This window comes from Planktothrix sp. PLAVEN19ND, assembly GCF_057220675.1.
The window spans coordinates 1,157,861-1,184,397 of sequence record NZ_CM170132.1 but is presented as its reverse complement, the minus strand read 5'-3'; the positions used below and the strand labels follow the sequence as shown (position 1 = coordinate 1,184,397).

The following is a 26,537-nucleotide window of genomic DNA, read 5'->3' as shown; positions in this document are numbered from 1 at the left end:
TAGGGTTCGAGGCTATCAGGTTCTACATTACGTTCTTTAAAAAAGATAAACAAAAGTTTATTCAGCATCAGTGAAGTTCACCCCCGTTAGGCGTTTTGCCTAACGAGAGTTTCTTAAAGTCACTGTTTATTGTGGGGAATTATTCTCGAAAAAGTCCGCCGCCGTAATTAAAGAGCTATTAACGCCCAAAAGTTTAGCAACTTGTTGTTGAGTGCTAGTTACCGTCAGAATAGTATTGCCATTTTCAGACGTAATTTGTAACTGAGCAAAAGTCAATCCCCCCGTGAACACAATTCGGTCTAACCCATCTTGGAAATCCGTAATGGTTTCCGTATCAAACTGAGTCGCAATATAGAAATTATCATTGCCCTCGCCTCCGGTCAGGATATCCAGACCCTCAGCACCGACGAGGATGTCATTGCCCTCACCGCCGAGAAGTTGGTCTTCTCCGGTACCCCCATCGAGAAGATCATCTCCTAAATCACCCCAGAGCAGATCATTGCCTTCATTACCATCAACTAGATCGGTTTCTTTACCCCCATAGATTGTCTCATTGCCTGTACCCCCAGCAACGATGTCAAAGCCTTGGTTACCAAACAGGACATCATCTCCTTCATTTCCATTGACAAAATCCATGCCTTGGCCACCGAAGACAAGATCATTCCCTTCATTCCCTTCTAAGACATCCGTGTCTTCACCGCCTAAGAGTAGGTCATCTCCTGAATTCCCATGCAGAATATCACTACCTTGACTGCCGAACACCGTATCTTTACCGTCTCCGCTTTGAATCAGGTCATCTCCTAAATCACCAAAAATCAGATCATCGCCGTCACCGCTAACGACAGTATCATTACCCTGACCCCCATACGCTGTGTTATTTCCCGATTCGAGAGTAATAAAGTCATTTTCTTTAAAGCCCAAGGCTCGATCATCGCCACCCCCGGAGGAAATGACATCCTGATTGTCTGTGGCTTCCAAATTATCGGTATTACCCGTACCATTAAGCGGATTGGCGGTTGCTGGTGGCGTGAGGGCATCTGCGTTGATGTTGATTCCCAGGTATAACACGGTGGGGTCAAATATATACACCGCCGTGGGTTCTGGGGTGGGCTGGGGTGAAACGGTAACAGGCAAGGATTTGAGAGCATCCTCCAAAGCCTTAAAGTCCGGTATGGGAATTTGGGTCGGTGCGGGTGTGGGTGCGGGTGTGGGTGTGGGTGCGGGTGTGGGCTCCGGTGTAGGTGCGGGCGTGGGTCTTGGTGTGGGCGTGGGTATCGGTACAGGTATAGGTATAGGTGCGGATGTTGGTACGGGTGTGGGTACGGGTGTGGGTACGGATGTTGGTGCAGGTGTGGGTACGGGTGTGGGTACGGGTGTGGGTACGGGTGTGGGTATAATTTCTCGGTCATCATTTTGAATGGAGAGACTCAGGGGAGAACCCGTAACCGTGGCTGTGCCAGCAGCCGTAGCTTGACTCAGACTAAGTTCTAGGGTTTCGTTCGGTTCAACAACAGTATCACCCAGGATTTCGACCGCAATCGTCGCAGTGGTGGCATTGGGGGCAAAATTAATCTTACTGCCCGTAGCACTAACTCCACTACCACTGACCAAAACGTTATTGTAATCTGTACCAACGCTGGCGGTACCTCCTAAGCTGAAATCAACGCTACTGGCCTGTTGGGTCTCACCGTCTCGACTAATAGTAAAACTGACAACCTGGCTACCCGTATTCCCTTCTGTGATAGTGGTGGTACTCCCAATCAAATTATAGGTAATATCGTTATCCACTATTTGGGCATTCACCGAGCCAATGGGTCGGGTGGTGGGATAGTTGGGGGCTGTGCTATTGGTAATCCGGTGGGTAATAGCACTGCTGTGATTATGTTCGGCAACTCCATCATCTATCGCCCTGACTGTAATAGTTTGGGGAGTGATGCCCGTGGTGGGTGTGAAGTTAACGATTTGAGATGGGGCAAAGTTAACCCCATCTAAGCTGATTTCGGCTTGGATATCGGCGGTTAATGTTACTTCAACATTCCCCAGGGGTTGCGTATTTAATTGTATCTCATAAGTATCTGTTTTTCCCGCTTCTGTGAGATTGGTACTCCCGCCCGATTGGGTAATGGTGACTCCCGGGATGTCGTTGTCGGTGTTGGTGACATCGACATCGGCGGGTTTGAGGCTGTTGTAGTTGCTGTCGCTGCTGGTGAGAGCACTGAGAATTTCGTAGGAGACATCTCCGTCGGCGACTAAATCATCTACTCCTGTGGCGGTGACAGTTTGGTAGCTATTCCAGTTACCGGGGGTAAAGGTGATAGTGGTGGGGGCAACTGTCCCTTCGGCGATGTTACTACTGCTGAAACTGAGACTGACATCTGCTGTGGGTTGGGAGGTTAAACGGATGTCAAAGCTGGCTTGACCTCCGGCTTCGCTGGTATTACCACTGATGGGTTGAAGTTGAAATCCGGCTGTGTCGTTGTCGATGATGGTGAAACTGTCTGTAATGTCTGGGCCTAGGACAATTCCGGCACTGGGGTTACTCAGGGTGAGCGTTGCGGTTTCGTCGATTTCGTCGAGTTTGTCGTCGGTGATGGTGAAGGTGACTTGTCCACTGCTGCTACCGTTGGGGATGGTGATTTTGTTGGGGACGGGGGCGACGAAATCGGCAGAGTTGGCATCTCCGCTTAGGGTCAGGTCAAGGGTTTGGTCGCCCACAACGGCTGCTGCTGCGGTGACGGTGACGGTAATACTGGTTGTCCCGGCTTCGCTGCCTGTGGTTTGGGATAGGGAGAGGTTGACGGGGGGAATGGCTGGGGACGCATCAACGGTTTTGAAGTTCCAAGTTGTACTGCCACTGATACCAGTATAGGGATTTCCGGCTTTGTCTTGAATGGCTGTGGGGTCGATTTCTACATAATAGTCTGTACTGAGGGCTAAGTCGGCTGTGGGGTTGAGGATAAGTAGACTGGCGACTTTATCCTTTTTGTTTGTCCCGATGCTGACTTTGGGGGACTTGACATTCAGGGTTTCGACAATGGAGTTATCGGATAGTTTCTTGATGACGATATTACCACTGCCAATCTGAATGGCTTCACTGAATTTAATGATTAAGTTATCCCCTACGGCTACTCCCGTGGCATCATCGGTTGGGGTTAAACTCACCACTACTGGTGGGGTGGTATCGACGGGGAGGACATCGTTGTCGCTGTTGGTGACAGCGATATCCTTGGGTTTAATACCGTTAAATCGGGTATCGGTGCTAGTGGAGGCTGCGGCAATAATTTTATAGGGTTTATCGCCATCAACAATAGCATCATCGACTCCGGTGACAGTGACGGTTTGGGGGGTATTCCAGTTGGTGGAATTGAAGGTGACGGCTGCGGGTAAGACTGTGCCTTCAGCCAGGTTGTCACTGGTTAACCCAAAAGTAACGTCGGCGGTGGGTTGACCGTTGAGTTGGACGGTAAAATTGGCTTGACCTCCGGCTTCTGTGGTATTGCCACTGATGGGGGAGATGATAAACGCGGGGATGTCGTTGTCGGTATTGGTGAAGGGAATATCGTTAGGGTTAATCCCGTTAAATCGGATATCGGTACTGGTAGAGGCTCCGGTAACAATATTATAGGCTTTATCCCCATCCACAATCGGATCATCGACTGGCAGAACTGTAACGGTTTGGGGGATATCCCAGTTACTGGCATTAAAAGTAACGGCTGCGGGGGTTACAGTGCCTTCATTGGTGTTATCACTACTGAGGGGAAGGGTGACATCGCCTGTAGGTTGACCGTTGAGATAAATGACAAATCCTCCGGTACCTCCAGCTTCTGTAGTATTGCTGACGACGGGTATTACGATGAACCCAGGACTGTCGTTGTCGGTATTGGTGACGGCAATATCGCTAGGATTAATCCCGTTATAACTGGGATCTTGACTGCTGATGGCTGTGGTAACAATATTATAGGGTTTATCGCCATCAAAGAAAATATCATCAATTCCGGTGACGGTGACGGTTTGGGGTTGATTCCAGTTAGTTGAATTAAAGGTGAGGCTCTTAGCAGAAATAGACCCTTCTGCGGGATTATCACTACTTAAATTAAAGCTAACATCAGTCGTAGGTTGACTCTTGAGTTGAACGGTAAAGGTGGCTGTACCTGCTGCTTCTGTGGTATTCCCACTAATAGCAGAAATTGTGACCCCGGCAACGTCGTTATCAATATTAGCAATCCCAATATCGTTGGGGTTAATGCCGTTATAGTTGGTGTCGGTACTGGTGGTGGCTCCAGTGACAATATTATAGTTTTGATTTCCGTCGGCAATACTATCATCAACTCCAGTAACAGTAACGGTTTGGGGTTGATTCCAGTTAGTTGAATTAAAGGTAACAGAAGCGGGTAAAACCTTGCCTTCGGCGGTGTTATCGCTACTTAAAGGAAGGGTGACATCGGCGGTGGGTTGGGTTTTGAGTTGGATGGTAAAGGTACTCGTCCCCCCGACTTCTGTGGTATTGCCACTAATAGCCGAAATCGTGAACCCTGCCAAATCGTTATCGAGGTTGGTGACTCCGATATCATTGGAGTCTAAGCCGTTATAGTTTGTATCGGTGCTGGTGGCTTTGGCGGTGACAATTTTATAGGCTTTATTCCCATCAATAATATTATCATCGACTCCAGTGACAGTAACAGCTTGAGCGGTATTCCAGTTACTAGGGGTGAAGGTGACGCTGTTGGCTGATAATGTGCCTTCGGCGGTGTTATCGCTAGTTAACCCAATGGTGACGTCGGCGCTGGGTTGGCTGCTTAACCGGACAGTAAAGCTATCGGTGGCGGTGGCTTCGGTGGTGGTTAATCCGTTTTTGGGTTTAAGAACAATTCCGGGGGTGTCGTCATTGGTTAGGGTGACATTCAGGGGCGAACTAGCTGTCCCTGCGGGTGTGCCGTTGCTGAGGGTGAGGCTGAGGGTTTCATCGGGTTCAACTTGGGCATCCCCTAGGATTTCAACGGCGATGGTGGCGGTGGTGGCGTTGGCGGCAAAGCTAATGGTGCTGTTTGTAGCACTCACTCCCGTACCCGTCACGTTAACGTTATTGTAGTCTGTTCCGGTACTGGCGGTTCCCCCGAAACTGAAATCAATACTACTGGGTTGTTGGGTTTCGCCCCCGCGAGTGATGGTAAATGTGATAACTTGGTTGCCCGTATTCCCTTCTTTAATCGTGGTAGTGCTACCAACTACATTGTAGGTAATATCGTTATCGGTAATTTGGGCATTCACCGGGCCGATGGGCATGGTGGTGGGATAGTTGATGGGAGTGGCACTGGCAGTAATCGCGTGGGTAATACTGCTGGTATGGTTATGTTCGGCGACGGTATCATCTACGGCTTTGACGGTGATAATTTTAGCCGCCGTACCATTGGCAGGGGTGAAGGTGACGGTTTGGCTGTTGCCAAAGGTAGTACCATCGGTGCTGACTTGGGATTGGGCATCGGAGGTGACGGTAACGGTGACATCACCTAGAGGTGCGGTATCTAATTGTATTGTATAAGTATCATTTGCTCCCCCTTCGGTAACGGCTGTACTGCCTCCACTTTGGGTAATAGTAACTCTGGGGCTGTCGTTGTCGGTGTTGATCCCAATCAAATCGGAGGGTTTGATGCTGCTGTAGTTGGGGTCGGTGCTAGTAACGGCGCTGCTAACAATTTGGTAGGTTTTGTCTCCATCGACCACCGGAGGTGCATCGTCTACGCCCGTTACAGTGACGGTTTGATAAACGTTCCAGTTAGCGGGGGTAAAGGTGATGGGGGTGGCGGGGACGGTTGCCTCGGCGGTGTTACTGCTGGTGAAACTGAAGCTGACATCGGCGGTGGGTTGGGTTTTGAGGCGGATACCAAAGTTGGCAGTCCCCCCGGATTCGCTGGTATGGCCACTGATGGCTTGCAGTTCAAATCCAGCCGTATCGTTGTCGGTAATGGTGATATTGCCTGTGGTGGTTGGCCCTAAAACAATGCCCGCACTGGGGTTACTGATAGCGAGGTTGGCAGTTTCGTCAATTTCGTCGATGCTGTCGTCAGTAATCGTAAAGGTGACTTGTCCGGTGGTGCTGCCGTCGGTTATGGTGATTTTGTTGGGGATAGTGCCCGCAAAATCCGCAGATGTGGCATTTCCAGTTAATGCTAAATCAACGGTTTGGTTCCCAACAACGGGCAGGGCGGCGGTGGCGGTGACGGTAATACTGGTGGTGTTGGCTTCTGTCCCGGTGGTCGGGGTTATCGACAGGTTAACGGCATCGGAGACAGTTGTGAAATTCCATTGCGTACTCCCACTAATTCCAATAAAGGAATTTGCGGCTAAATCAGCAATAGTTATGGGAGCAATTTCTACATAATATTCTGTACCCGGAGCTAAATTAGCAGTGGGGTTAATAGTGAGTTGATTGCCATTAGTAGTCAGATTAGGTGAACTAACCGCTAGGGTTTCAACAATTGAACCATCGGATAATTTTTTAATCGTGACATTGCCCGTATTACTTTTCTGAATAGCTTCATTGAAGGTGACAATTAAATTATCTCCTAGGGCAACTCCTGTAGCATTATCCGTTGGTGATAAACTGGTCAGGAGTGGAGGAGTCCGATCTGGAGTTTTGAAATTCCAGGGAGTATTTCCACTCAGGCCGGCAAAGGCATTGCCACTCAAATCTTTAAAGGCTGTATTATCAATTTCAACGTAATATTCTGTTTCCGATACCAAATCGTTTGTGGGGTTGATAAATACCTGAAGACTAGATCCACCAGCCGTCAAAAAACTGATATTGGGTGATGTAACTGGTATCGTTTCAAAAATAGAATTATCCGAGAGTCTTTTGATAACAATATTACCAGTCCCTTTAGAAACGGGTTCATTGAATGTGATATCTAAGTTGCCAAACAATGCTATCTGGCCGATGCTATCATCGGCGGGACTTAGTTTCGTAATGGTGGGGGGAATATTATCAAGGGTTGTAAAACTCCAGTCTTTAGCAGTTGTTGCTTTAGAGGGTAATAATCCACCTGAACTTACAAGCGCGCCTGGAGAAATTTCAACGCTGTATCGTGTTTGTCCTGCTAAATCATTGGTGGGGTTAATAACAAGTTCATAACTATTAATTGTAATATTAGGTGAATTTATATCTAGGATTTCAAAAATATTTCCCGCAGCATTCTTAATAACAATATTGCCAGTGCCTTTGAGAATCTGTTGGTTGTAATAGACTGTTAAGTCATTCGCAAGCGGAACTTGTTGCTGATTATTAAAAGGCAGTAAAGCGTTAATCAGAAGTTCTGGAGGTAGAGGCGTAGTGTTCTGAAAATATTGGATTGTGCCCTGGGCGTTCCCAACAAAAGCATCCAAGTTTCCATCCTTGTTAAAATCGGCAAAAGTGGCGGAGTTATTTTGCCCAAAATTTAAGGCACTGAAGGGGTTTGCCGTACCCGTCTGCCGGGTGAAAATTCCGTTGTCGTTTTGAAAGTATTCGAGCGTACCCCCAGAAGTGGCAATAACAGCATCCACGTCCCCATCCTTGTCAATATCGGCAAGATTGGGCTCAATAAGCCCCCCAATATTGACAATATTTAAGGGGTTAGCCGCACCCGTCTGCTCAGTAAAAATTCCGTTGTTGTTCTGGAAATAGTTGATCTTACCCGAGTTGCTCCCAATCGCAGCATCTAAGTCCCCATCACCGTCAAGATCGCCAAATCTGGGTCTAGCATTCTGACCAGCCCTGAAACCATTGAAGGGGTTAGTCGCACCCGTCTGCTGAGTGAAAATTCCGTTGTTGTTCTGGAAATAGGAGATCGTGCCGGAGCTGTCCCCAACAAAAAGATCCAAGTCCCCATCCTTGTCAATATCGGCAAGGGCGGGGTCACTATTAACGATCAGCCTGAAACCATTGAAGGGGTTGGCGGCACCCGTCTGCTGAGTGAAAATTCCGTTGTTGTTCTGTAAATATTTGAGCCCATTCGAGTAGGTACCAACCACAGCATCTAAGTCCCCATCATTGTCAAGATCGGCAAGGTAGGGGGTGCTAGCATTACCAACAGTGATATTATTCAGGGGGTTATCAGCACCCGTTTTTTCTTGAAAAGTAGCCATGGGGATTAATCCTTTATTGCTTGTGATGGTTAGTTGGGGACTGTGGACTTGGGTTGTTTGTCTAACCCGATTGATAGGACGATTATATCGTAAGAAGTGTTCCCTTGAAAATCCTTGAGAGAGAAAAGATCTCACCGTCTAGGTTTGAGCATGAGTCTTTGTAAAATAAGGTGTTTGTGCCACTACTGTAAAAATAAATGATTTGTGAAAAAACCCTACAATAAAACATTATGACCTAAGAGAAAAAAAGTTTTTAACGAGTCTGAGTTTCTCCAGAAATCCAGCTTAAATAACTTACCGAACCTTTGATAATCGGTAAAGCAATAATTTCCGGCACTTCATAGGAGTGCAGTTGTTTAATTCTTATTTCTAAATGTTCAAACTGTCTAAGATTGGTTTTAATGATTAATTGCCATTCATCCTCCCGACATAATTCTGATTGCCAGGTATAAATAGAATGAATTGGGATTAAACTCACACAGGCTGCCAGTTTTTCTTCCACTAACACTTGAGCAATTTTTTCTGCTTCTAAACGAGAACTTGCCGTAACCAAAACTACAGTACAATCTGTTGCCATTAATCTTCTGTTCAATCTTAATTTAAATTATCTTAACTCAACTGCACACTTTTGAGTATGACCTTGATATAAATTAGAGCAGGTTATTGCTAAATCCAGATAAAGTTTTAAGGATTGTGGCAATTGCGCTCCTTGAAATTGAGTATTTTCCAGGGTAGCTCCCAATAGTGACGCATCTCTTAAATCCGCATCTCTCAAGTCTGCCTGTGATAATTTTGCCCAGTTTAAATTTGCCCACATCAGACTCGCCTGTTCTAAATTAGCTCCGGTTAAATCGGCTTTTGTTAACCGGATACCCCGCATTTGAGCTTGACTGAGATTGGCATTCATTAGGGTTGCTCCTTCTAAATCAGCCCCATTTAGTCGGGCTTCATGCAGATTCACCCCATCCAAATTAACTCGACTTAATTTAATCCCATTTAAGTAGGCTTTTTGTAAATTAACTCCCGTTAATTCTGCCCCAAATAAATTAGCACCACTGAGTTTTGCCGAAACTAAATTCGCCCATTTCAAGTTAACTCCGGTTAAATTTGTTTCTCTTAAATTCGAGAATTGCAAATTTGCCGAACATAAATTAGCATTCGGTAAGCTGGCACGTCTTAAGTTGGCTCCGGCTAAAATTGCACCGCTTAAATTAGCATTGGGAAGTTTAGCTTTAACCAAAAAAGTCCCCGTCAAATTGGCTTTGGTTAAGTTCGCATCCCCTAATTTTGCCTCATTCATTTTGGCATAACTCAAATTAGCTCGATGCAAACACGCCCCATTGAGTTTAACCCGACTTAGGAAGGCTCGACTCAAGTTGACTCCAGTTAAATTGGCTCTGGAAAGGTTAACCCCAATCAAAATTACTCCCGATAGGTCTGCTCCTTCCAGGTCTACTTCCGTAAAGTCTCTTTCCCCTTCTTCGTATTCCCTCAACAGGTGATTAACTTGCATGGGCGTATTACTCCGGTTGTTTTGGCTTGTATTTTCAATATAACCGTAAATCTTAAGAAAGTTTTTATATTTTTGTGTTTAACATTTTTTAATAATTGCATTTTGGCAATCGGGTTTCATTATTTCTGATTAAGTCTAAATAAAGTAGGGGCGAATGGCCATTCGCCCCTACCACATAATTAATGATCAAATGATTTGAGATATTCTAAATGATTCGTGTGCTGTACTTACATAACCTACTATTAACGGTTGTAACCCCCATTAGGATAGGGTTGATTGTTACGATTATAACGATCATAACGATCACTGCCATTATAGTTTCCCGAATCATACTGACCATTATAATTCCCGTTATTGTTACCCTGTTGCCAAGTCGCATACTCCTGATCTAAACGTTGATCCAAATTATTATGAGCATCTCGAATCATTTGGGCTTTTTGGGCTGCGGATAAGTTGCGATATTGAGGCTGATTTACCTCTTGTCGCATTTGTTGTTCTAACTGTGCATGACGTTGTTGACGATATTGATCAAATGATTGTTGACTATTAGGATTGTTAGGGTTGTTGTTATTATAATTCCCGTTATTGTTACCCTGTTGCCAAGTCGCATACTCCTGATCTAAACGTTGATCCAAATTATTATGAGCATCTCGAATCATTTGGGCTTTTTGGGCTGCGGATAAGTTGCGATATTGAGGCTGATTTACCTCTTGTCGCATTTGTTGTTCTAACTGTGCATGACGTTGTTGACGATATTGATCAAAGGATTGTTGACTATTGGGATTGTTAGGGTTGTTATTATTATAATTCCCGTTATTGTTACCCCGTTGCCAGGCTTGATACTCCTGATCTAAACGTTGATCCAAATTATTATGAGCATCTCGAATCATTTGGGCTTTTTGGGCTGCGGATAAATTGCGATATTGGGGTTGATTTACCTCTTGTCGCATTTGTTGTTCTAACTGTGCATGACGTTGTTGACGATATTGGTCAAAATTATTTTGAGCCAGAATTAAATCTTGAGAGGGTTGTCTGGCGGAATCCGTGTTAATCCGGTTATTGAGCATCACAGCACGGGCTGGGAGCATTGAACTGGCTAATAATACTAATGTTGTTAAGGTTAATGTCGGTTTCATAGGTCAACTCAACTTAATAAAATTTTTAATCCCTTTATTTATTTTAGGCTAACATCTTTTGAGGGACTTGGCATCATCCCAAAAGATAATTTTCAAGGTCTTGAACAGACTTTTTAAGTTGTCTGGGGTAGATGGGAGTTAGTCGTTTTTATACTCCTGACTTACTCTAATAGTCGATATAAATTGTCAAAGGTTCCCCACTGATGACTGATAACTGGTGCAGACGCGCCAATAGCCTACGGCATCGCTGCGCTTGGGCGCATCTCTACTCTGATGACTGATGACTGATGACTGATAACTGTACTGCACAGGCTTTTAATTCCGGTTGGCGAGAGTCAGGACAGGCGTGGGGATGGGTTAAATTATTGGCTTCTGCATCTGCGGCCCACAACGCCCCCCAGTGCATCGGGACAAATACGGTTCCCGGGGCAATAAAGGCGGTGACTTTAGCGGGAAATTGACAACTTCCCCGCCGAGAACGGACTTGCACAAGATCGCCATTTTCAATCCCCAAATTAGCCGCATCCTGGGGATGAATTTCAATAAAGGGGTCGGGGTGCATTTGTTGGGTTTTTGCCGTTCTCCCTGTGCGGGTGAGGGTGTGCCAGTGACCATATAAACGCCCCGTTGTCAACACATAGGGATAATCGGGATCACTGGGTTCGGCTAACCCCTGGGAATGGTAGGAGCCAAAAATCGCTCGACCGTCGGGGGTAGCAAAATAACTATTGGTGTAGAGGCGTTTGGAGGAAATACTAGAATCAACTTCCCCTGCTGGACAAGGCCATTGGGTTGGCCCCTGCTGTTGCAAACGGTCATGACTTAACCCCGACAGATCACAGGGACGACCTTTAGTCAGTCGCACAAATTCAGCATAGACATCCGCCGAGGTTTGGAAAGCAAATTGTTCTTTAAACCCTAAACGCCTCCCAACTTCGGCAAAAATCTCCCAGTCATGGCGGGCTTCTCCTAAAGGGACATCAAACCCCGGACAGTAGGTTACACGCCTTTCGGAGTTGGTCATCACCCCGGTTTTTTCACTCCATTGGGTCGCGGGGAGTAAAATATGGGCATAAGCCGAGGTTTCCGTGGGATAGTAGGCTTCTTGATAGACGGTAAAAGGTGATTTTAATAGGGCGGCTTTGGTGCGCTCCAGGTCGGGCATACTTACGGCCGGGTTGGTAGCGGCGATCCAGAGAAACTGTACTTCATCCTGTTCTAAACCGATAATCATATCCCAAACGGTGCGTCCAATGTCGGGAGAAATGCCACCCTCGGGAATGCCCCAAAACTGTTCAACTTCCGCCCGATGTTGGGGGTTAGTCACAGACCGATAGCCAGGTAATAAATGGGCCAGTCCTCCGGCTTCCCGTCCGCCCATGGCGTTGGGTTGTCCGGTGAGGGAAAAGGGGCCACAACCGGGTTTACCAATTTGACCGGTCATCAGGTGTAAATTAATTAGCGATCGCACTTTTGCCGTACCCTCGGAGGATTGATTTAATCCCATTGACCACAGGGATAAAATCCGTTTTGATTCTTGCCAATAACGAGCCGCGGTTTCTAATTTTTCAATAGTAATTCCACAGGTTTCGGCAACTTTTTCGGGAGGATAAGATTGTAAAAGTTGAGCATATTCTTTAAAATTACGGGTACATTCATCCACAAAAAGTGTATCAATATCACCCGATTTTAATAGTAAATGACCGATGCCATTAAATAAATCAATATCAGTTCCGGGGCGAATCGGTAAATGCAGGTCGGCGGCTTCGGCGGTTTGGGTATAGCGAGGGTCAGCCACAATTAGTTTAACGTGGGGATTTTTTTTATGATATTTGGCTAAACGATTAAAGATAATTGGATGACATTCGGCGGTATTACTACCCACAATAAAGGCACAATCAGTTAATTCCAAATCATCATAACAACAGGGAGGCCCATCAGCCCCCAAGCTCTGAACATAACCCGATACAGCCGATGACATACATAAACGAGAATTAGCATCAAAGTTATTGGTTCCTAAACAACCTTTGAATAGTTTTTGAGCTACATAATAATCTTCGGTAACAAACTGACCAGAACCGTACATACATAGGGCATCGGAACCATATTCACTGCGAACGGTTTTGATCCGATCCACGATCAGAGTTAGGGCTTCCTCCCAACTCCCCTGGCGGAAGGGTTGGTCTAGGGTTTCTCGAATCATCGGGTATAAAAGCCGATCTCGGTGAATCGATTCGGTGACGGTGGCTCCTTTAACACAGACCATTCCCAAACTAGACGGATGTTGGCGATCGCCTCTCACCTTCCAAATCGGGTTTCCCTGTTCATCTCGTTTAATATCTTGATCAGCCGTTGCTGTAGATAGAATTTCCAAACCACAACCGACACCACAGAAAGGGCAAAGGGTTTTAATCGATTTCATTGTTTTATGAAATAGTTGTCAAGCTAGTTGTTGGGATGATTGCCCACGAATATGGAGGGCTAAAGCCCAACAACGAATTCCAGAATTTATTTAATATAAAAATTGTTAAATCAGAGTGAGAAATTGGGATAATAATTAACTCCCAATTCCTCTTAAAATATTCCCTATGGAACCGGTTTTAAATCCAAGGTTCCTACGGGGGTAAATGTTACCTCAAATTGCGTATAGGGAGTTTGGGTCACATCCGACTTCACTAAATTGGGCAGGGGGGTATTATTCAGATTTTGAGTTGCGTCGGCAGATTTAGCTTCATAACTCAAAATCTCCCCCTTTTGACTCACCTTAACTAAATAAACAGAAACTGCGGTCACTGGAGTATTTGTCCAAGCCTCATTAATTTGGGCAAAAACCTCTTGATTTAACTTTTCTAAATCAGCAGCACTAGGGGTTTTTGCCGTCGCACTACTAGGGGCAGTTGCCACGGAAGCAGGAGAGGACGTTGGCGATGCCGTTGTTGTTGGTGATGTTGTCGGTGATATTGCTGTTGTAGCAGGGGAAGGAGAAGCAGAAGCAGAAACAGAAGCAGGGGCTAAACTCCCTGGGGTTGGGGATGTCGTAGCCACGGGAGACGGAGAAACCATTGGTGAAGCCGTTGTGGTAGGTGCGACCGCCGTTGTTGTCGTTGTCGTCGTAGATGCAACGCTATTGGGACTGGGAGAAGTCGTCGCCACGACATTAGGAGAGGCGGTTGGCGTAGCTCCCAGGGGGGCAGAGGGACTGACAGAAGGACTGACAGAGGGTGATAAGGTAGCAGTGGGAGTAGGGGCTAGGGTGGGAGAGGCTATAGTTGCCGGAGTCGTGGTTTCCGCAACGGGGGTAGTTGCTGTTTCTCCCATCGTCGTCGAGGAAGACTCTGGGGTTTCCGCCTCTTTATTTGCGGTGGTGGTAGAATTGAAAACTAATGATCCGATTAAGGTGGCCAGAATTACTCCCCACAGAGCAAATAACACCTTGGTTTTCGTTTCAGGTGACATTTCTTCTTCGGTCGTTGCGGGGTCAACCCCATGGGTTAATTCAGGTTCAGAACGTTGAGCATAGGGATTGTCTTTGGGGCTAAGGTTAGGGTTAGGGTTAGGATTAGGGTTATCGGGTTGCATATTCAGCACCTCTATTGCTATAGGACTATAACTGGGTGCTATTGTAGTGCTTTGTGCTGATCCGATGTCGGAGGTTGTATCTTCAGTTGTATCTTGATCTTCCTCATGGTGAGCAAAGCGCCGGAATAGGAAATCTAGGGCATAGTTGCGTAATTCATAATATCGGGGATCTTCGGTGATTTTGGCACGGTCGCGGGGACGGGAGAAGGGAATATCTAATATTTCGCCAATTTGGGCTGCCGGGCCATTAGTCATCATCACCAAACGATCAGCTAAAAATAGGGCTTCATCAATATCATGGGTAATCATTAACACAGTGATCCGATGATCTTGCCAAATATTCAGAAGTTCTTCCTGTAATTCTTCCCGGGTAATGGGATCTAAGGCACCAAATGGTTCGTCTAAAATTAGCATTTGGGGACGGGTAGCTAAGGCTCTAGCGATGGAAACCCGTTGTTTCATTCCTCCTGAGAGTTGAGCGGGTTTTTTATTCGCCGCTTCCGATAACCCAACTAACTCTAAATTTTCGTTAACAATTGCCTTATGTTCGGCGGTGGATTTGTCAGGATATACTGACTCAACCCCTAACTGAATATTTTCTTTAGCGGTCAACCAAGGTAACAGGGAATAGTTTTGAAATACTACCATCCTTTCTGGCCCTGGTTCGGTGATAGTTTGTCCTTGAACTGATACTATCCCGGTGGTGGGTTGATTAAACCCCGCCACCATATTTAATAGGGTAGATTTTCCGCAACCTGAGTGACCAATAATGCAAATAAACTCCCCTTCTTGCACCTGAAGATTGACATTTTCAAGTACAACATATTCACCTTTTGCTGTGTTATAGACTTTAGAAACTTGATCAATCAGCAAAAAAGCATCGGATTTTGAGGATGGCATTGGTTTAGAAGAAATACTATCTAAAATTTGCATAATTTTTTAGGCTAAACAACGGTTGACGATGAGACTGTTTTAGGCTGCTATGGGATCGAGGATAATTTCTTCAATCCGAATTTCCTGTTTAATTTTGAGATTTTTGAGATATTTAATCGGATCGTTAGGACTAAAAATAGTGCCATCAAATAGCTTAATGCTTTGACGATCACGTCCTGTCTCGGACAATCCTAATTCCCGGGCGGCTTGACCATAAACATCAGTTCTTAATACCCTTTCTATGATAGAAACCCAGTTTTTGGGAAAGGGTGTAATCCCCCAACGAGCCATTTCTGCCATGATCCAGAGAAATTCTGTAGCATCAGGGCAATTAGTTTTATCCACATAAAACTGATTGTAATTCACCAATAATTGTGGGGGTTGACCATTACCCCGGTCAACGGGGTCAATAAATCCTAAGCGGGTATATTCTGGTGCCGATCCGACATATTCATCCCGACATAATATCTCTAAAATTTCTTCTCGATTTCGCCGATCATCACAATAATCACAGGCATCAATTAATGCTTTGACTAGAGCAACATGGGTTTTGGGATAGCGATTTGCCCAGGCTTCGGTTACGCCTAAAACTTTCTCCGTATGTCCATTGGGGAAAATATCAAAACTATTAGCAATAACAAATCCTAACCCCTCATGAACAGACCGGGCATTCCAGGGCCCTCCCACACAATAGCCATCAATATTTCCGGCTTTTAAATTCGCTTGCATTTGGGGGGGTGGAATCACCGTTAAATTCACATCTTGATCCGGGTTAATACCTCCGGCTGCTAACCAATAACGCAACATTAAATTGTGCATGGAACTCGGGTGAACCATGCCCAATGTATGCACTTTGTCAAGGTGATTTTCGATATAAATTTTAAAATCTTCTAGGGTTTTAACCCCATTTTCATATAGGTTTTTACTCAGGGTAATCCCATTGCCATTTCGAGAGAGAGTCATGGCCGTAACAATCGGAATAGGTAAATTTTTACCGAATCCTAATGTCATCGCCAAAGGCATTCCTGCCACCATTTGGGCCGCATCTAAACGACCTTCTACGACTCCTTGACCTAAGAGTTTCCAACTGGTTTCTCGACTGAGGGTGACTTCACTTAATCCATATTCCTCAAAAATACCTTTTTCTTTGGCAATAATTAGGGGGGCGCAGTCGGTTAAGGGAATAAAACCTAGGTCTAAATTAACTTTTTCTAAGCCATTTTTGGCAACCACCATAGGGGCTTTTTTCGTTGCAGATTTTTTGGCTTTTTTCTGTTGGTTGAGAAAATAAACAATTTCATTCCGTAGGGCATAATAGCTGGGATGATTTACCACTTCCATCCGTTGACGGGGACGGGGAATATTCACCTCTAAAATTTGCCCAATATGCGCTTCTGGGCCGTTGGTTAACATCACAATCCGATCGGATAATAACAAGGCTTCATCGACATCATGGGTCACCATGACGGCGCTGACTTGGTTGGCTTCACAGATTTTCATTAACTGCTCTTGTAACCCTCCTCTAGTTAAAGCATCTAAGGCTCCAAAGGGTTCATCTAGGAGTAATAATTGGGGACGAATGGATAGGGCGCGAGCGATCGCCACTCGCTGTTTCATCCCTCCCGAAAGTTCCCCTGGTCGTTTATCCGCAGCCTGTCTTAAACCGACTAATTTAATATGTTTTTCAACAATTTCTTTTCGTTCGGTTTTCGGCAGTTTACGATAGACTTCATCAACGGCTAAGGCGATATTTTCCCTCACAGTTAACCAAGGTAATAGGGAATAATTTTGAAATACCACCATCCGATCTGGCCCTGGTTCGCGCACTTCTCGCCCTTCTAAAATAATCCCCCCTTCTGATGCTTGATCTAACCCGGCGATAATATTTAATAGGGTGGATTTTCCACAGCCAGAATGTCCAATTAAGGTAATAAATTCACCTTTATTGATTTTGAGTTCAATGTTTTTCAGGGCTATATATCGTTCTCCATTGGGGAGATTAAAAACGCGATGAACGTGGTCAACTTGTACAAATACAGACATAATTTAATATCAGATGGGTTAGGGGGTTTACGGGTACTATTTCAAATTTATTTTTGTTCAGTAGGAACAACTTTAGAAGCAATAAAACCAATAGTTCTATCTAGGATTAAACCGACAACTCCGACATAAATTAAAGCCACGATAATCGCACTCATTCGAGAACTATTATAGGCATCCCAAATAAAGAAACCGATCCCGACTCCACCCACTAACATTTCCGCCGCAATAATCGCTAACCAAGATAGACCGATCCCAATTCTTAATCCGGTAAAAATATAGGGAACTGCGGAGGGAAATAACACTTTAAAGAAGTATTTATGTTTGGGTAAACGTAACACTCTAGCTACGTTTTTATAGTCTTGGGGAATTTGTTGTACGCCGACGGTGGTATTAATAATAATCGGCCAAACTGCTGTAATAAAGATGACGAAAATAGCCGCAGGATTGGATTGTTGTAAAGCAGCTAGGGCAATGGGTAACCAAGCCAGGGGCGGAATTGTTCTAAGAATTTGAAATAGGGGATCTAAGGCATCATACATAAAGGTATTACTCCCGACTAAAATCCCTAGGGAAATTCCTACAATCACCGATAAGCTAAAGCCAACCGCCACCCGTTGTAAACTGGCAATAACTTGCCAACCCAACCCTTTATCGGTACCGCCATTATCAAAAAATGGGTTAATAATTAATTCCCAAGATTCTTTAACCGTTGTAATGGGAGAGGGTAAATTAGGATTTTCTCCTGAACATAATAGTTGCCAAATCGTTAGAAAAATAAAGACTCCAATCAAAGGACGGATTACTTTATTCCGATTATTATTAAACCAATTGAACACAGAATTTAGAAGATTATTACTATCAGGATTGGCTTTGGTGCTAGTCGTCATGATAATTACAAATTAGTTAGTTTTTTCTCTTTAAGTTCCCCTTTACCAACGGGGTTTGGGGGGGAATATTGGTATCAACTTAAACCGAAAAGTCGTTAGGTCGATCCCCCTAAATCCCCATTAAAAAGGGTGACTTTGATGATCCGATTTCCCTAAATCCCCCTGACTTTAATTCTCCAATTCCCCCCTTATCAATGGGGTTAGGGGGGATCATTTCCACAGTCAGGGCGGGTTTATTAATATCATCTGTAGGAATTATTGGCTCTGGAAGAACCCGCCCCTACAGGAAACAGGGAAGAATTAGACTTTTTTGATTGCTAAACTATTGAGATAGGCTTTAGGATCATCGGGGTTAAATTGTATGCCATCAAAGAAGGTTTCAATCCCGCGAGAGGGTGTTGCTGGAATTTCGGCGGCGGGAACATTTAAAGACTTCGCCGCTTCCCGCCATAAATCTTCGCGGTTGACCTTATCAACGGTGGCTTTAATATCTAAATCGGCGGGTAAATATCCCCAGCGAATATCTTCGGTTAAGAACCAACTATCATGGCTCTTATAGGGATAAGACGCATTATCTCTCCAGAATTTCATCGCCAAGGGACTAGCGGTGATTACCCGACCATCCCCAAAATCAATATTTCCCCTAGAGCGCTCAATAATATCTTTAAAAGGCACTTTAAACCATTTATCTTGGGAAACAATTTGACACATTTCTTCGATATTTTCCGGTTTATCACACCATTGTTGCGCTTCTAATACTGCCATGGTTAAGGCTTTAGCGGCTTTGGGGTTTTTATCCACCCAATCTGCTCGCATACTAAAGGCTTTTTCTGGGTGATCTTTCCACAATTCTCCGGTAATTAGTGCGGTATATCCAGCTTTTTGATTGACTAATTGGGCATTCCAAGGTTCACCGACACAGAACCCTTCCATATTTCCGACTTTCATATTGGCTACCATTTGAGGAGGTGGCACCGGAATAATTGAAATATCAGTATCAGGAACTGTACCCCCGGCTGCTAACCAATATCGCATCCATAAATCGTGAGTTCCTCCAGGGAATGTAACCGCAGCTTTGACTTCTTTTCCTGCATTTTTAGCAGTTAATAAAATATCTTTGAATTTGGCACTATCGTTAACAGTAATTTTAGCATCCAGATAGTCTTTACCTAAAGAAATTGCCTGACCATTGGTATTTAATCGGGCTAAAAGATACATCGGAACGGGTTGTTTGGTAATCGTTCCTAATGTCATTAAATAGGGCATGGGGGATAAAATATGTGCCCCATCAATTCCGCCGCCACCGGAACCTAATTCTAGGTTATCCCGAGTTACTGGCCAAGAGGCTTGTTTAACCACCTTAACGTCGGACATTCCATACTTAGCAAAGAGACCCTTTTCTAAGGCAATAATTAGGGGGGCGGAGTCGGTTAAGGCAATAAATCCTAAGGTTGCTGTTGGTATTTCCGGTGCATCGGCGGGATTAATATTAACTGCCGGGGCTGGAGTAGAGGTTGTTGTGGGGGTTGTGGAAGGATTGTTATTAGAAGCACAACCATGAATGATTAGAGTTCCAGCCGCCGTTGCACCAGCCGTGAACAGGAATTTCCGTCGTGAAAGTTTACTCATATTCTATGTTTTGACTCTGTATTAGTAGGGTGTTGATGTGGATTTTGAGATGGATTATTCTTTGACGCGAGCGCCAAATTGTTCCACCAGAATTTGTCGCAAAACGGGTTTGAGATCCTCACAGGGAATGGATTTTTGCACACATTCACCCAGTTGGGCATCTTTACCGACTTTTCCGCCCATATAGAGGTTCACCCCTTCAACGGTTTTGCCGTCTTTACGGGCTTTAGTTCCCATTAATCCAATGTCGGCTACTTGGGGTTGTCCGCAGGAATTGGGGCAACCTGTCCAGTGAATTCTTACGGGTTTTTCTAAGGTTAATTCCGATTCCAATTGTTTAACTAATTCTACAGCCCGATTTTTAGTTTCAACTAAAGCAAAGTTACAGAATTGTGATCCGGTACAGGAAACTAATCCTCGACTTAAGGCTGATGGATTAACTGAGAATTTTTCCAAAATCGGTTCGGTTAAAAACGCCTCTAACCGACTATCAGAAATATTGGGAATAATCACATTCTGTTCAACGGTTAAGCGAAGTTCTCCGATCCCATAAACTTCAGCAATCCGGGATAATTCTAACATTTCGTTAGCAGATAACCGACCAACGGGAATATTTAATCCCACATAGTTATATCCGGGTTGTTTTTGTTGATAAATTCCCAGATGATCCCGTTTTTCCCAAAGAATTTCGTCTTTTTCCGCTTCAGATTCCAAAGCATAACCGATTTGTTTTTCGACTTCAGAACGAAACTTTTCAATTCCCCATTCATCAATTAACCACATTAACCGAGTTTTTTGGCGAACTCCCCTGGGCCCATTGTCTCGAAAGACTTCTAAAATTCCTCGACAAAGACCGACAACTTGCTCGGGTTTAACCCAAACATTTAGGGGAATAGCAGCTTCACAACGGGTTGCGGAAAAGAATCCTCCCACTAACACATTGAAGCCAAAAGTTTCCTGTTTAAATGCAGGAATAAAGGCAATATCATTAATTTCAGCGTGAATCGAATTATCCCGACATCCTGCGATCGCAATATTGAATTTTCGAGGTAAATTACTAAACTCTGGATTCCCTTTTCCTTGGTTTGTAATCATATCTTGAACTTGTTGCACCAACTCCCGGGTATCATAGAGTTCATCGGCATCTAACCCGGCAACGGGTGAACCCGTGATATTACGGACATTATCCATTCCCGACTGAATGCTGGTGAGTCCCACCCTTTCAAACCGCCGAAAAATATCACTCAGATCTTCAATCCGAATTCCTCTTAACTGAAGGTTCTGTCTTGTGGTAATATCAGCACTACCGTCATCACCGTAGCGTTGCACGATTTCCCCCAAAACCCGCATCTGCTCACTGGTGATGACCCCATTCGGTAAACGCAACCGCATCATGAATTTACCTGGAGTCACCGGACGGAAAAACACCCCTAGCCATTTGAGGCGGTGATCTCGGTCGGTTTCGTCCATTGCTTCCCAACCTAATTGGGCGAAGGTTTCTAGTTCGTCTTTAACCGTTAAACCGTCTTTTTCAGCTTTGAATTTTTCAAATTTGTTTGTGGCTGTTTTTTGCGGGACTGTGCTGGTCATAGCGGATTCCTCAGTGTTGCTATGTCTCGAATTTGTCGGGCGAATGACAAATGGATCAAATTTGGCCAAACAGTAACAGGTCTGTGGGACACAAACCGTATCATGGAAGACTCAAATCTAAAATTAGAGTATTGACCTCTTGTGTTTGAACTGGGAGGTTCTTGACCTCAACCCAAAGGTTAAGCAATGTGAATAAGTTAGACCCCTATACCCGATGCAATCGTAGCTAATGTTACAAAACTTAAAACTTTATGAAGATTTTGCATTCTTATCATACATTTTTTACATAATCTGAAATTTTTAGCTAGAATTATGATTCCAAATACTTCTTGTTACGGGTTGAAAAATGTTCGAGTTCCGGTTTGTGTACTGACCGATATTGATGGGGCGATCGCAGCTTCAGCTAATACGGATGGTATGGCTTTAGTTGATATTAAAATCACCTCGGGAATCATTAATCAGATGGCTGTTGTCGGAGGTGTTGAGTTAGAAAATATCCCCTCGGTGGATTTACAGGGGAAACAAATTTGGCCCTGTTTTGTAGATGTTCATACTCATTTAGATAAGGGTCATATTTGGGAGCGATCGCCCAATAAAACAGGAACTTTTCAGGATGCGTTATTAGCAATATTTAAAGATGAAAAAACCTGGACTACCGAAGATATTTACCGACGAATGGAATTTGGGTTAAAGTGTAGTTATGTCCATGGAACCAAAGCCATTAGAACCCATTTAGATTCGGCGGGAAAATTAATAGATATAAATTGGGATGTTTTTAATACCTTAAAAAAAGCATGGGAAGATCGCTTAATTTTGCAAGGTGTTTCCTTAGCGACTTTAGACTATTATTCAACGGCGGAAGGAGAAAAATTAGTCAATAAAGTAGCTGAATCTGGCGGGATTTTAGGGGGTGTTGCCTATATTAATCCTGATTTAGATCAACAAATTGAGCGAATTTTTGCTATTGCTAAAGACCGGAATTTGAACTTAGATTTCCATGTCGATGAAAATGGAGAAGCCGAATCAATTTGTTTATCTAAAATTGCCGAAGCGGCATTAAAATATCAATTTGAGGGGAAAATTATTTGCGGACATTGTTGTAGTTTAGCCGTACAACCGGAGGATATTGTTCAAAAAACCTTAGAATTAGTTAAAGCTGCAAACATTGGAATTGTCAGTTTACCGATGTGTAATCTCTATTTACAAGATCGTCAATATTATCCCTCGGCACTTCCAAAAACCCCCCGTTGGCGGGGAACAACCTTAGTTCATGAATTGAAACAAACGGGAATTTCCGTGGCTTTTGCCAGTGATAATTGTCGTGATCCGTTTTATGGATTTGGCGACCATGATGGGTTAGAAGTCTTTAAAATGGCGGTGAGAACTTGTCATTTAGATCGACCGTTTCAAGATTGGTTATCGAGTGTCACAACCATCCCGGCGGATTTTATGGGTTTACCCGATACCGGATGCCTTGGCGTGGGAATGGTGGCGGATTTTATTATTTTTCAAGGACGGTATTTGAGTGAAATATTATCTCGTTGTCAGAGCGATCGGATGGTGATTAGAAAGGGTAAAATCTTAAAAGAAAAATTACCTGATTATGCGGAATTAGATTAGCTTATTTTTGATAAATTTTGACTACATCCCAGATCCGATCCCCCTAAATCCCATTAAAAAGGGGGACTTTGAAGTCTTGTTCCCCCCTTTTTTTAAGGGGGGGTTAGGGGGGATCAACAATTTTTGTATTAGGCAAATTGTTGATTCTTTAAATAATCAAAAACGCTTTTATCCCCAATATCTCCTGGAATTCCTTGGAATATTTTCCGACCTGCAAAAATAATAAATTGAATCGCCCAAAATGCCAGGAAAATTCTTTGAGCATCAACTGACCAAAAACCAGCCATAAATCCTAATAAAAAAATTGGAACTAAAGGAGTTAAGAGTTTAGTTTCCACGCGATTAAAACAGAAGGCTTCTTTAAAATAAATTCCTGTTAAGGCTACAAAGGTAAATCCCACCCCAAATAAGCTATAAGGATGGTGATAAATGGTTAATGCTAAGGGTTCTGGATCGACCACAGCAAACACCACCGAAGCAATTCCACCAATTAACCAAAACAGTTCTAGCAGTTGATGTAACTGAATTAAATAGATATGAATGGTGAATAAACTCACCCCCAAAGCCAACCAAAAACAGAAGTAGATGGGGGTTAATGCTTGTAGAACCCCGGGGGTATTGAGTTGGAATAAAACTAATCCAGCAGCAACGGTGAAGCACAGGGCTGCTATGATTAGGCCTGTACGGTAAATGATCACACCTTGGCGATCGCGATCATTAATTGTATAATTGCCGAACTGTCCTTGATAAATAACGGGTATAGAGTCCTGTTGTGTTTGTACCATAATTGTCTCTCCTTGAGAATATCAAAAATACCTGTAGCACGATATACTAAATTCTACTCCCTTCCCCATAGAAAAATCTTAAGGCTGAAAGTAGATAGAGGTGTAAACCGATCACGTCTCTATAACTATCAACCTTAAACCAGATTAATTAAAATTATCTAGGGTTGAGACGAAGAACTACTGTGCTTGGTGTAACGGAATGTCTAAACCATATCAAAACAAAAACAAAAAAAAATTACAGCCCCCCGGGGATGATTTGAAACCAATTCAAATTGATGAAACCATTATGTCGGGTTTATTGAGTAAGCGACGAAATAGCCTAGACCACTCCGATCCCAGAATGATACTAAAAAGTATGATTGAACAAATGGAGTCATTGGGATTAATTAATAAAAATTTCTTTGATGTTGAAGATGACGATGAGGATGAAACATTTGATGTAGAAGAATTTGAAGAAAAAGTCAAGAAAATTTTAGGGAATAGCCGGATCAAGGTTAATCAAAAAACTTTAAATAAATATTTTAAGTATTTGAAAGAAAATCTTGAATTACCTTGTTATTTAAGTGGCTCAGAAGAATTTTTATGGGAAGAAGAATATCTTTACGGTTCAGGAAAAATCAAAGAATATGAAGAACTGAAAAAAACTAATCCCTCTTACACCGATGTTTTTGTATTAGAAAATTTTCAGCCTAAATTTGATGATACGGATGGGATTATGGTGGATGTTAAACGGGTCAGCGATAATCGACAATTTACCCTTCCTTTAGCAGAATTAGAAGTATCAGACGAAGATTCCCCCAACCATAGTTTGATAGAAGATTATTTAGCCTGGTTTATAACTTATTCATAGGTTTTTAGACTTAAATCCTGTAGAGACGTGCTATAGCCCGTCCCTACACCCGATCATAACTCCAAATTAGGCGTAAACTCGGTTGGCTTTCACCGTGGCTAAGGCTTCCACTAAACTCCGAACCACCGCCACCATCGCCACTTCGTTATCGAGGCGGTTAATAGCTGAACCCACGCCCACCCCGGCGGCTCCGGCTGCAATCGCCATGGGAGCGGTAATATTAGAAATACCCGAAGCGCATAATACGGGGACGGACACAGCACGAGAAATTTCCCAGGCGGCGGCTAAGGTGGGGGCTGCTTTTTCAATTAGTCCTAATGTCCCGCCATGAACCGGGGAAGAACTGGTTCCGCCTTCGGTTTGGATGATATCTGCACCCGCTTTCACGAGTTCGAGGGCGAGTTCAACCTGCTGGTCAAGTTCGAGGATATGGGGAACGGTGACCGATAGGGTAATATGGGGCAGTAAGGCGCGGGTTTCGTGGGTTAGTTGCAACACTTCCGCCGCTTCAAACCGCCGTCCTTGAGTATAGAAGGCGTCGAAGTTACCAATTTCAATCAGGTCTACACCCGCTTCTACGCAGGTCACAAATTTTTCCGGTTCAACCGCAGAAACACAGATGGGGAGATGGGTTAATTCACGAACAATCTGCACTAAGTTGGGGTCGGCGGCAATATCTACAAAGGTCGCGCCTCCTTGGGTGGCGGCTTTGACCACGGAAGCGACCCGCCCAACGTTGAAGTTGGTTAAACCGCTAATCACTTTTAGGGCGTTACCTTGGTCGAATGCTCGTTGTAAGGATGAATTCATCATAATTTTAGTATTGATGTAGTGAGGCGTTCACGCCTCTGACTATCTTAGGTAAAAACATTGTCCCATAAGTTATGACATTCGGGTAATTGTAATCATAAAAATTATTTGTTATCTAAAATTATAGGATTTTTATTTCAGTCCTCTGTAGGGGCGAGGCGCGCCTCGCCCCTACGATTATTTGGATTTTAAGCCATGTTAATATTTAATTAATCCCTAAATCTTTGGGGTTGTTGAAATTTATATAAATCCTCAATAACTTGTACCCAACTATTTACTAAAGAGGCTAAAATGCGATCGCCTTTTTCTTTTGTTGCCACCGTCGCATCCCCTAAAACCCCGGTTTTGGTTAAATCTTTTGTTACCCAAGCAAAGGGTAAGTTTCCCTCCATACTTAATAAACTATTTTCGGGTAAATTATGGGGATATTCACAAACCGCTTGTTCCATTTTAACTTGTTCTGGAAGTAAGGATAACATTAAACTGGTTTCGGCATCTCCGGCGTGAATTCCGAGTTCTAATTCCTTCGGGGTTAATAATTCTGAGGCTAGATTGGGAACTCGCCAAACAAACAGGGGAAACACGGAAAAATCTTCATAGTTTTGATGTAAGTCCCGCGCCACTAGTTCTAAAATTTGGGGTTGTCCGCCGTGACCATTAATAAAGGCTAATTTTCTAAACCCAGCCCGATAAAGACTTGCGCCTAATTCCATTAATACCGCTATTAAAGTTTGGGAATTCAGGGTTATTGTTCCAGGGAAATGCCAATGTTCATTGGATTTTCCATAATAAATTGTTGGCAAAGCATAGGCAGGAATGTTATCATTAAGTTGGGCTAAGGCGTGACCTGTTACAGCCGTTGCGATCGCTGCATCAACAATTAACGGTAAATGGGGGCCATGTTGTTCAATGGAGCCAATCGGTTGTAAAATAACCACATTACTTTTATCGGCCATTGATGCAATTTCTCTCCAGGTTAAATAGGGGAAAAACCGTTTTGGGGGTATAAAGTTGTGCATGATTAATTTATGATTATTCTAC

Annotated in this window: 15 protein-coding genes; 2 read left to right on the top strand and 13 right to left on the bottom strand. The window is 43.9% G+C overall.

The window, feature by feature from the left end; all coding sequences use genetic code 11:
- Positions 1-126 precede the first annotated feature (126 nt).
- The 10 genes from AC2D3N_RS05170 to AC2D3N_RS05125 form a co-directional block, all read right to left on the bottom strand.
- Entirely contained in the window at positions 127-8,121 is a 7,995-nt protein-coding gene (locus AC2D3N_RS05170; RefSeq protein WP_484692981.1) for an Ig-like domain-containing protein, read from the bottom strand.
- Positions 8,122-8,374: 253 nt separating this feature from the next.
- Positions 8,375-8,698: a divalent-cation tolerance protein CutA gene (gene cutA / locus AC2D3N_RS05165; RefSeq protein ID WP_484692980.1), complete on the bottom strand. Its 324-nt coding sequence runs from the start codon at positions 8,696-8,698 to the stop codon at positions 8,375-8,377.
- 27 nt (positions 8,699-8,725) lie between these two features.
- Positions 8,726-9,634: a pentapeptide repeat-containing protein gene (locus AC2D3N_RS05160; RefSeq protein WP_079678865.1), complete on the bottom strand. Its 909-nt coding sequence runs from the start codon at positions 9,632-9,634 to the stop codon at positions 8,726-8,728.
- Positions 9,635-9,876: 242 nt separating this feature from the next.
- Positions 9,877-10,770 (bottom strand): hypothetical protein, encoded by an 894-nt coding sequence (locus AC2D3N_RS05155; RefSeq protein ID WP_484692979.1) that lies wholly within the window; start codon positions 10,768-10,770, stop codon positions 9,877-9,879.
- 265 nt (positions 10,771-11,035) lie between these two features.
- Positions 11,036-13,192, bottom strand: a complete 2,157-nt coding sequence (locus AC2D3N_RS05150) for a molybdopterin oxidoreductase family protein (protein WP_484692978.1) — start codon at positions 13,190-13,192, stop codon at positions 11,036-11,038.
- 164 nt (positions 13,193-13,356) lie between these two features.
- Positions 13,357-15,282, bottom strand: a complete 1,926-nt coding sequence (locus AC2D3N_RS05145) for a nitrate ABC transporter ATP-binding protein (protein ID WP_484692977.1) — start codon at positions 15,280-15,282, stop codon at positions 13,357-13,359.
- 39 nt (positions 15,283-15,321) lie between these two features.
- On the bottom strand, positions 15,322-17,325 hold the full coding sequence (locus AC2D3N_RS05140) for an ABC transporter ATP-binding/substrate-binding protein (RefSeq protein WP_484692976.1): 2,004 nt from the start codon (positions 17,323-17,325) through the stop codon (positions 15,322-15,324).
- A 47-nt stretch (positions 17,326-17,372) separates the two neighbouring features.
- Positions 17,373-18,212, bottom strand: a complete 840-nt coding sequence (gene ntrB / locus AC2D3N_RS05135) for a nitrate ABC transporter permease (RefSeq protein WP_484692975.1) — start codon at positions 18,210-18,212, stop codon at positions 17,373-17,375.
- 300 nt (positions 18,213-18,512) lie between these two features.
- A complete protein-coding gene (locus AC2D3N_RS05130) occupies positions 18,513-19,841 on the bottom strand; it encodes a CmpA/NrtA family ABC transporter substrate-binding protein (protein WP_079678855.1) in 1,329 nt (442 codons plus the stop codon).
- A 54-nt stretch (positions 19,842-19,895) separates the two neighbouring features.
- A complete protein-coding gene (locus tag AC2D3N_RS05125; RefSeq protein ID WP_079678854.1) occupies positions 19,896-21,431 on the bottom strand; it encodes a ferredoxin--nitrite reductase in 1,536 nt (511 codons plus the stop codon).
- A gap of 312 nt (positions 21,432-21,743) precedes the next feature.
- On the opposite strand from AC2D3N_RS05125, the gene AC2D3N_RS05120 reads away from it, so the two are divergent.
- A complete protein-coding gene (locus AC2D3N_RS05120; protein ID WP_484692974.1) occupies positions 21,744-23,051 on the top strand; it encodes a cytosine deaminase in 1,308 nt (435 codons plus the stop codon).
- Positions 23,052-23,179: 128 nt separating this feature from the next.
- Here AC2D3N_RS05120 and AC2D3N_RS05115 read toward each other — a convergent pair whose 3' ends face one another.
- Positions 23,180-23,836 carry a DUF2301 domain-containing membrane protein gene (locus tag AC2D3N_RS05115; protein WP_079678850.1) on the bottom strand — a complete coding sequence of 219 codons (657 nt, stop codon included), beginning with the start codon at positions 23,834-23,836 and terminating at the stop codon, positions 23,180-23,182.
- 199 nt (positions 23,837-24,035) lie between these two features.
- Between AC2D3N_RS05115 and AC2D3N_RS05110 the strand changes: the two genes are divergently transcribed.
- The gene (locus AC2D3N_RS05110; RefSeq protein WP_079678848.1) at positions 24,036-24,686 is read left to right on the top strand and encodes a calcium-binding protein; all 651 of its coding nucleotides are present in this window, start codon (positions 24,036-24,038) and stop codon (positions 24,684-24,686) included.
- A 66-nt stretch (positions 24,687-24,752) separates the two neighbouring features.
- Here AC2D3N_RS05110 and AC2D3N_RS05105 read toward each other — a convergent pair whose 3' ends face one another.
- Together AC2D3N_RS05105 and AC2D3N_RS05100 are read right to left on the bottom strand one after the other, a co-directional pair.
- A complete protein-coding gene (locus tag AC2D3N_RS05105) occupies positions 24,753-25,499 on the bottom strand; it encodes a DUF561 domain-containing protein (RefSeq protein ID WP_200816756.1) in 747 nt (248 codons plus the stop codon).
- Positions 25,500-25,705: 206 nt separating this feature from the next.
- Positions 25,706-26,515, bottom strand: coding sequence for a creatininase family protein (locus AC2D3N_RS05100; protein ID WP_079678845.1), 810 nt, complete (start codon positions 26,513-26,515; stop codon positions 25,706-25,708).
- Positions 26,516-26,537: the final 22 nt, after the last annotated feature.

Bases quoted from the DNA above. Each gene is read 5' to 3' on its own strand.
- AC2D3N_RS05170 (WP_484692981.1), bottom strand. From the start codon at position 8,121: ATGGCTACTTTTCAAGAAAAAACGGGTGCTGATAACCCCCTGAATAAT.
- cutA (WP_484692980.1), bottom strand. From the start codon at position 8,698: ATGGCAACAGATTGTACTGTAGTTTTGGTTACGGCAAGTTCTCGTTTA.
- AC2D3N_RS05160 (WP_079678865.1), bottom strand. From the start codon at position 9,634: ATGCAAGTTAATCACCTGTTGAGGGAATACGAAGAAGGGGAAAGAGAC.
- AC2D3N_RS05155 (WP_484692979.1), bottom strand. From the start codon at position 10,770: ATGAAACCGACATTAACCTTAACAACATTAGTATTATTAGCCAGTTCA.
- AC2D3N_RS05150 (WP_484692978.1), bottom strand. From the start codon at position 13,192: ATGAAATCGATTAAAACCCTTTGCCCTTTCTGTGGTGTCGGTTGTGGT.
- AC2D3N_RS05145 (WP_484692977.1), bottom strand. From the start codon at position 15,282: ATGCAAATTTTAGATAGTATTTCTTCTAAACCAATGCCATCCTCAAAA.
- AC2D3N_RS05140 (WP_484692976.1), bottom strand. From the start codon at position 17,325: ATGTCTGTATTTGTACAAGTTGACCACGTTCATCGCGTTTTTAATCTC.
- ntrB (WP_484692975.1), bottom strand. From the start codon at position 18,212: ATGACGACTAGCACCAAAGCCAATCCTGATAGTAATAATCTTCTAAAT.
- AC2D3N_RS05130 (WP_079678855.1), bottom strand. From the start codon at position 19,841: ATGAGTAAACTTTCACGACGGAAATTCCTGTTCACGGCTGGTGCAACG.
- AC2D3N_RS05125 (WP_079678854.1), bottom strand. From the start codon at position 21,431: ATGACCAGCACAGTCCCGCAAAAAACAGCCACAAACAAATTTGAAAAA.
- AC2D3N_RS05120 (WP_484692974.1), top strand. From the start codon at position 21,744: ATGATTCCAAATACTTCTTGTTACGGGTTGAAAAATGTTCGAGTTCCG.
- AC2D3N_RS05115 (WP_079678850.1), bottom strand. From the start codon at position 23,836: ATGGTACAAACACAACAGGACTCTATACCCGTTATTTATCAAGGACAG.
- AC2D3N_RS05110 (WP_079678848.1), top strand. From the start codon at position 24,036: ATGTCTAAACCATATCAAAACAAAAACAAAAAAAAATTACAGCCCCCC.
- AC2D3N_RS05105 (WP_200816756.1), bottom strand. From the start codon at position 25,499: ATGATGAATTCATCCTTACAACGAGCATTCGACCAAGGTAACGCCCTA.
- AC2D3N_RS05100 (WP_079678845.1), bottom strand. From the start codon at position 26,515: ATGCACAACTTTATACCCCCAAAACGGTTTTTCCCCTATTTAACCTGG.